The organism is Streptomyces cahuitamycinicus, from assembly GCF_002891435.1.
GTDB classification, from domain to species: domain Bacteria; phylum Actinomycetota; class Actinomycetes; order Streptomycetales; family Streptomycetaceae; genus Streptomyces; species Streptomyces cahuitamycinicus.
This window is the reverse complement of record NZ_POUC01000556.1, coordinates 1-4277: the sequence shown is the minus strand read 5'-3', so window position 1 is coordinate 4277 and position 4277 is coordinate 1. Positions and strand designations below refer to the sequence as shown.

At 71.8% G+C, this 4277-nt stretch carries 5 protein-coding genes and 1 pseudogene; 3 read left to right on the top strand and 3 right to left on the bottom strand.

Annotated elements, in window-relative coordinates; genetic code table 11:
• A pseudogene (locus C1J00_RS44525) lies at positions 1-105 on the top strand (Na+/H+ antiporter NhaA); the annotation flags it as partial.
• 25 nt (positions 106-130) lie between these two features.
• On the opposite strand, the gene C1J00_RS39125 reads toward C1J00_RS44525, so the two are convergent.
• Positions 131-922: a methyltransferase gene (locus tag C1J00_RS39125; RefSeq protein WP_102913629.1), complete on the bottom strand. Its 792-nt coding sequence runs from the start codon at positions 920-922 to the stop codon at positions 131-133.
• A 305-nt stretch (positions 923-1227) separates the two neighbouring features.
• Here C1J00_RS39125 and C1J00_RS39120 point away from each other — a divergent pair, with 305 nt between their 5' ends.
• The gene (locus C1J00_RS39120; protein WP_102913628.1) at positions 1228-2355 is read left to right on the top strand and encodes a magnesium and cobalt transport protein CorA; all 1128 of its coding nucleotides are present in this window, start codon (positions 1228-1230) and stop codon (positions 2353-2355) included.
• A 55-nt stretch (positions 2356-2410) separates the two neighbouring features.
• Here C1J00_RS39120 and C1J00_RS39115 read toward each other — a convergent pair whose 3' ends face one another.
• Both C1J00_RS39115 and C1J00_RS39110 read right to left on the bottom strand, forming a co-directional pair.
• A complete protein-coding gene (locus tag C1J00_RS39115) occupies positions 2411-2839 on the bottom strand; it encodes a CBS domain-containing protein (RefSeq protein WP_180989858.1) in 429 nt (142 codons plus the stop codon).
• Positions 2840-3011: 172 nt separating this feature from the next.
• Positions 3012-3653: a nucleoside/nucleotide kinase family protein gene (locus C1J00_RS39110; RefSeq protein ID WP_180989857.1), complete on the bottom strand. Its 642-nt coding sequence runs from the start codon at positions 3651-3653 to the stop codon at positions 3012-3014.
• A gap of 123 nt (positions 3654-3776) precedes the next feature.
• Between C1J00_RS39110 and C1J00_RS39105 the strand changes: the two genes are divergently transcribed.
• A partial coding sequence (locus C1J00_RS39105) for a DUF2293 domain-containing protein (protein WP_102913630.1) occupies positions 3777-4277 on the top strand: 501 nt, incomplete at its 3' end.

Below are 4277 nucleotides of genomic sequence, written 5' to 3'. Positions count from 1 at the left end.
CCGAAGGCCGCCGCGCTGCCGGTCGTCGCCGCCCTGTGCGGCATGGCCGTACCGGCGCTCGTCTACACCGTCACCGCCGTCGCCGGAGGCGGCTCGCTGCCCGGCTGACCACCCTGCCGCTCGCTCTCTGCTACTGCTTCCGCCCCCACGCCGAGATCATCGGCGCCGTCGTCAGATCGAGCGCGCCGGACGTGACGTTCCCGAGGTGCCGGTCGATTTCCTGGTCCGTGGCGAGGCCGGCCGTGACGAGCTGGTCGCGGATCTGCCGGATCGTGGCGGACTCCAGGGCCGCACAGGCCGGCGAGGTGAGGGGGAAGTAGGCGTCGGCCTGGACCCGGGCCAGTCCGGCGTCCCGGAGCAGCCGCGGCAGGGTGCGGCCGCACGGCAGGTCGGTCCCGCGATCGGCGAGCAGACTGCGGAAGCCCTGCCGCAGCCGGTTCGCGAGCTGCTGTTCGGGGCCGTACTCGTCGGGGCAGAGCAGGGGCTGGAGGGTGGGGTCGGCGTCCTCGACGAGGAGGCGGCCGCCGGGGCGCAGCGCCTTGACCATGGACCGCAACGCCCGTTCCCGGTCGGTCACATGGACGAGGGCGAGGCGGGCGTGCACCAGGTCGAACCCCTCCCCCGGCGGCTCCTGGGCGCCGAGGTCGTGGGCCTTCACCTCGACGGGTGGCCGGGCTGCGGAGGCGAGCCGTGACGTGTCGGTGTCGGTCGCGACGACGCGTCCGGTCGGGCCGACCTTCTTCGCCAGCCAGGACACCACGGTGGTACCGGCGCCGACTTCCCAGCACCGCCAGCCGGATCCGATGCCGAGCGCTTCGAGGTGCCGGAAGGTCGTGGGATCGAAAAGAGCGGCGAAGGCGCTGAAGTGCTCTGCCGCCTCGGTCTGCCGGTTGTCGAGGAAGTACCCGTCGGTTCGCGTCATGCCACGATCATCCCAGTTGTCCGACTTATCCGTACTCGTCGACGCTCCGGCACGGAACCCTGCTTCGCTCGGGGGGACTCGCTTCGGCACGGAACGCCGCTTCGGGCGCTTCCCCGCCGAGTCCGCCCGGCCCGGGAATGCGTCGACGCAGAGGGTCGACGGGCCCGGGAGCGTCGTCCGTCCACAGCCGGGAACCAAGCGGAACGAGTCGTTTCCACAGGCTTACCCGCAGCTCACGCAGGCCTGGCAGACTGGCGCGGCAAGGCGCAGGGACGGCGCGAGAGGTTCCACGCAAGGAGATCCGGATGTCCATGGCAGGGAATCTGCGGAAGGTCACGAGCCTCGGCGGCGTCGGCGGTTTTCGCAGGGTGGCTCGGCTGGCCCGGCGGCGCCCGCGCGTCGACCTGAGTCACCCGGCCCGGTCCCCGCTGGGCTCCTCGGTGGTGAACTGCGTGACGTACCGGGATGGCGTCCGCACCCCGGCGCGCGGCGATCTGGTGGACACCGTGCAGCGGGTGCGCAAGAGCCGGGAGGGCTTCGTCTGGCTCGGTCTGCACGAACCCACCGACCAGGAGTTCGCCGGCATCGCCGAGCTCTTCGACCTGCACCCGCTGGCCGTCGAGGACGCGATCGAGGCTCACCAGCGCCCCAAGCTGGAGCGCTACGACGAGACACTCTTCGCGGTGTTCAAGACGGTCTGCTATGTCGAGCACGAGGAACTGACGGCCACCAGCGAGGTGGTCAACACCGGCGAGATCATGCTGTTCGTCGGCGCCGACTTCGTGATCACGGTGCGGCACGGCCGGCACGGCTCGCTCGGCCCGCTGCGCGAGGAGCTGGAGTCCGATCCCGGCCAGCTGGCCAAGGGCCCGTCGGCGGTGCTGCACGCGATCGCCGACCACGTGGTCGACGACTACCTGACCGTCACGGACTCGGTGCAGGGGGACATCGAGCAGGTCGAGACGGACGTGTTCTCGGAGACCGGCGCGCGGACAGACCCGGGGCGCATCTACCAGCTCAAGCGTGAACTGCTGGAGCTGAAGCGGGCGGTGGTGCCGCTCAGCCGGCCGCTCGAGGATCTCGCCACCCGGCCCATCCGGGCGGTCGACCCGGAGATACAGGCGTACTTCCGTGACGTCTCGGACCATCTGCTGCGGGCGAAGGAGCAGATCGCCGCCTTCGACGAACTGCTGAACTCCATCCTGCAGGCGCACCTCGCGCAGGTGACGGTCGCGCAGAACGAGGACATGCGGAAGATCACGGCGTGGGCCGCGATCGTCGCCGTGCCGACGATGGTCTGCGGGGTCTACGGCATGAACTTCGACCACATGCCGGAACTGCACTGGCGGTACGGCTACGGCATGGTGATCGGCCTGATATCCGTCGCGTGTCTTGCCCTGTACCGGGGGTTCCGGCGCAGCGGCTGGCTCTGAGGCCGGGGGGGACCCGCGAGGGAGCTCCGGATCGTCGGCGGGGTGATCAGCGAGGTCAGTGCATGGCGGTCGTGGCGTAGACGCTCTGCGCCCAGGATGCGATCTGGTCCTTCGCGAGATGCCGGGCCAGGTCGGCTTCGCTGATCATGCCGACCAGGCGCTTGTCCCGGATCACGGGCAGTCTGCGGATCCGGTAGTCCTGCATCTCGCGCAGCACCTCGCCGACATCGGCGTCCGCGTCGATCCAGCGGGGCGTTCCCTTGGCCATCTCGCCCGCGGTGACCCGGGCGGGGTCGTGGCCCATGGCCACGCACCCGACGACGATGTCGCGGTCGGTGAGGATGCCGCAGAGCCGCTCGTTCTCGTCGCTGATGGGCAGGGCGCCGACGTTCAGTTCGCGCATGAGCTGGGCGGCGCGGTCGAGGGTTTCGTGGGCGGGGATCCACTGGGCGCCGCGGTGCATGATGTCTCCGGCGGTGGTCATGGAGTACCTCCCGGTGCCGGACGGCCGGCGCGGCGCGGGCCGCACCGCGAGTCCCGGCGCCCCTCATTCTCGCCGGGCCGCGCAATGACCGCACACGGAAGCCGGGAGGGGGCCCGCCCAGGCCCGGCCGCAAGCTCGTCATCCGCCCGGCGCCGGGCGTCGAGCCCCTGGCTCAGCCGCCCCACGCCGGGTGGCGCGGATCGTCGGCCCGCACCAGGACGTCCGCCGTCCTCACCGGGTCGCTCTCGTCCTCGTAGCGCTCGAAGGCCGCGAGGGTCCAGTGCTCCGCCTCGGGGGTGCGGCGGCGCAGGGCGCCCGGGGAAAGGAGGACGTGGACGCTCAGATCGAAGGGGAACCAGTGCCGAAGGAGGAAGGGACCATGCAGCAACAGCACGCCGCCCGGGGGGAGTTCGACGTAGGGGCTGCGGGTGGCCCGGTCGGCGGTCGGGTCCCACAGGTCGGGCAGGACGCGGCCGTCGCCGTCGGCTTCGAGCGGGCCGAACACCTCGCGCCACAGGGCGCCGGTGTCGTACCAGCCGCCGTAGTAGGCCTCGACGTCCTGGTGTCCGTATTCGAGCCGTACGGAGGCGGGGCGGAGAAAGCCCTCCGTGCCCACGACGAGCGCGGCTCGGCCGCGTATGCGCAGCGCCTCACCGACGCGGCGGGCGAGCTCTCCCGGGCGCGCGGCGGGGGCCCCGTCGATGGCGATGCGCGGCCAGGAACTGCCGTCGGCGGGCTTCAGATCGAGCAGGCGTTCGGCGAGCAGGTCGCCGAGCCGTTCCCAGGTGATCGCTTCGAATCGCACACGGCCCATGATGCGTCAGCCCGGGGCAGGAGGTATCCCGCCCGCGGGTGCCGTCCAGAGGCGGGGACCGGATCGCCAGGGTCTGTCGTGGCGTGCGTAGTTCGCACTGCCGTCAAGGGGAATGAACCCCCTATGGTCCCCCGCGCCACGCTTCCGCCTCTCACCGGACTTCTCGTCTTCCAGCCCCTCAAGCGGCGGTACTGCGCCGAGTGCCGGCGAGGACCGCTGCCGCTGCTCGTCCTCGAGGACGGCGCCCCGCGCTGCCTCGACTGCGCCGACCTCGGACATCTGGTGTTCCTGCCGAGCGGCGACACCGCACTGACGCGCAGATCGCGGGTGGAGAGCACGCTGTCGGCGGTGGTCGTGCGATTCAACCGGCGCAAGAGCCGGTACGAACGGCAGGGAGTGCTGGTCGAGGAGGCGGCGCTCGCGCGGGCCGAGCAGCGGTGTCTCGCGGACGCCGAGGCGCGACGGCGGCGCCGGGTGCGGGACGCACGGCGGCGGGAGGCTCAGGATGCCCTTTTCGCGCAGGCGTTCGCGGCGGAGATACTCCGGCTGTTCCCCGGGTGCCCTGCCGCTCGGGCACGGGCCATCGCCCTGCACGCCTCGGAGCGGGGCAGCGGGCGGGTGGGC

Excerpts from the sequence above, each read along its gene's own strand:
- C1J00_RS39125 (WP_102913629.1), bottom strand. The coding sequence starts at position 922 with ATGACGCGAACCGACGGGTACTTCCTCGACAACCGGCAGACCGAGGCG.
- C1J00_RS39110 (WP_180989857.1), bottom strand. The coding sequence starts at position 3,653 with ATGGGCCGTGTGCGATTCGAAGCGATCACCTGGGAACGGCTCGGCGAC.
- C1J00_RS39120 (WP_102913628.1), top strand. The coding sequence starts at position 1,228 with ATGTCCATGGCAGGGAATCTGCGGAAGGTCACGAGCCTCGGCGGCGTC.
- C1J00_RS39115 (WP_180989858.1), bottom strand. The coding sequence starts at position 2,839 with ATGACCACCGCCGGAGACATCATGCACCGCGGCGCCCAGTGGATCCCC.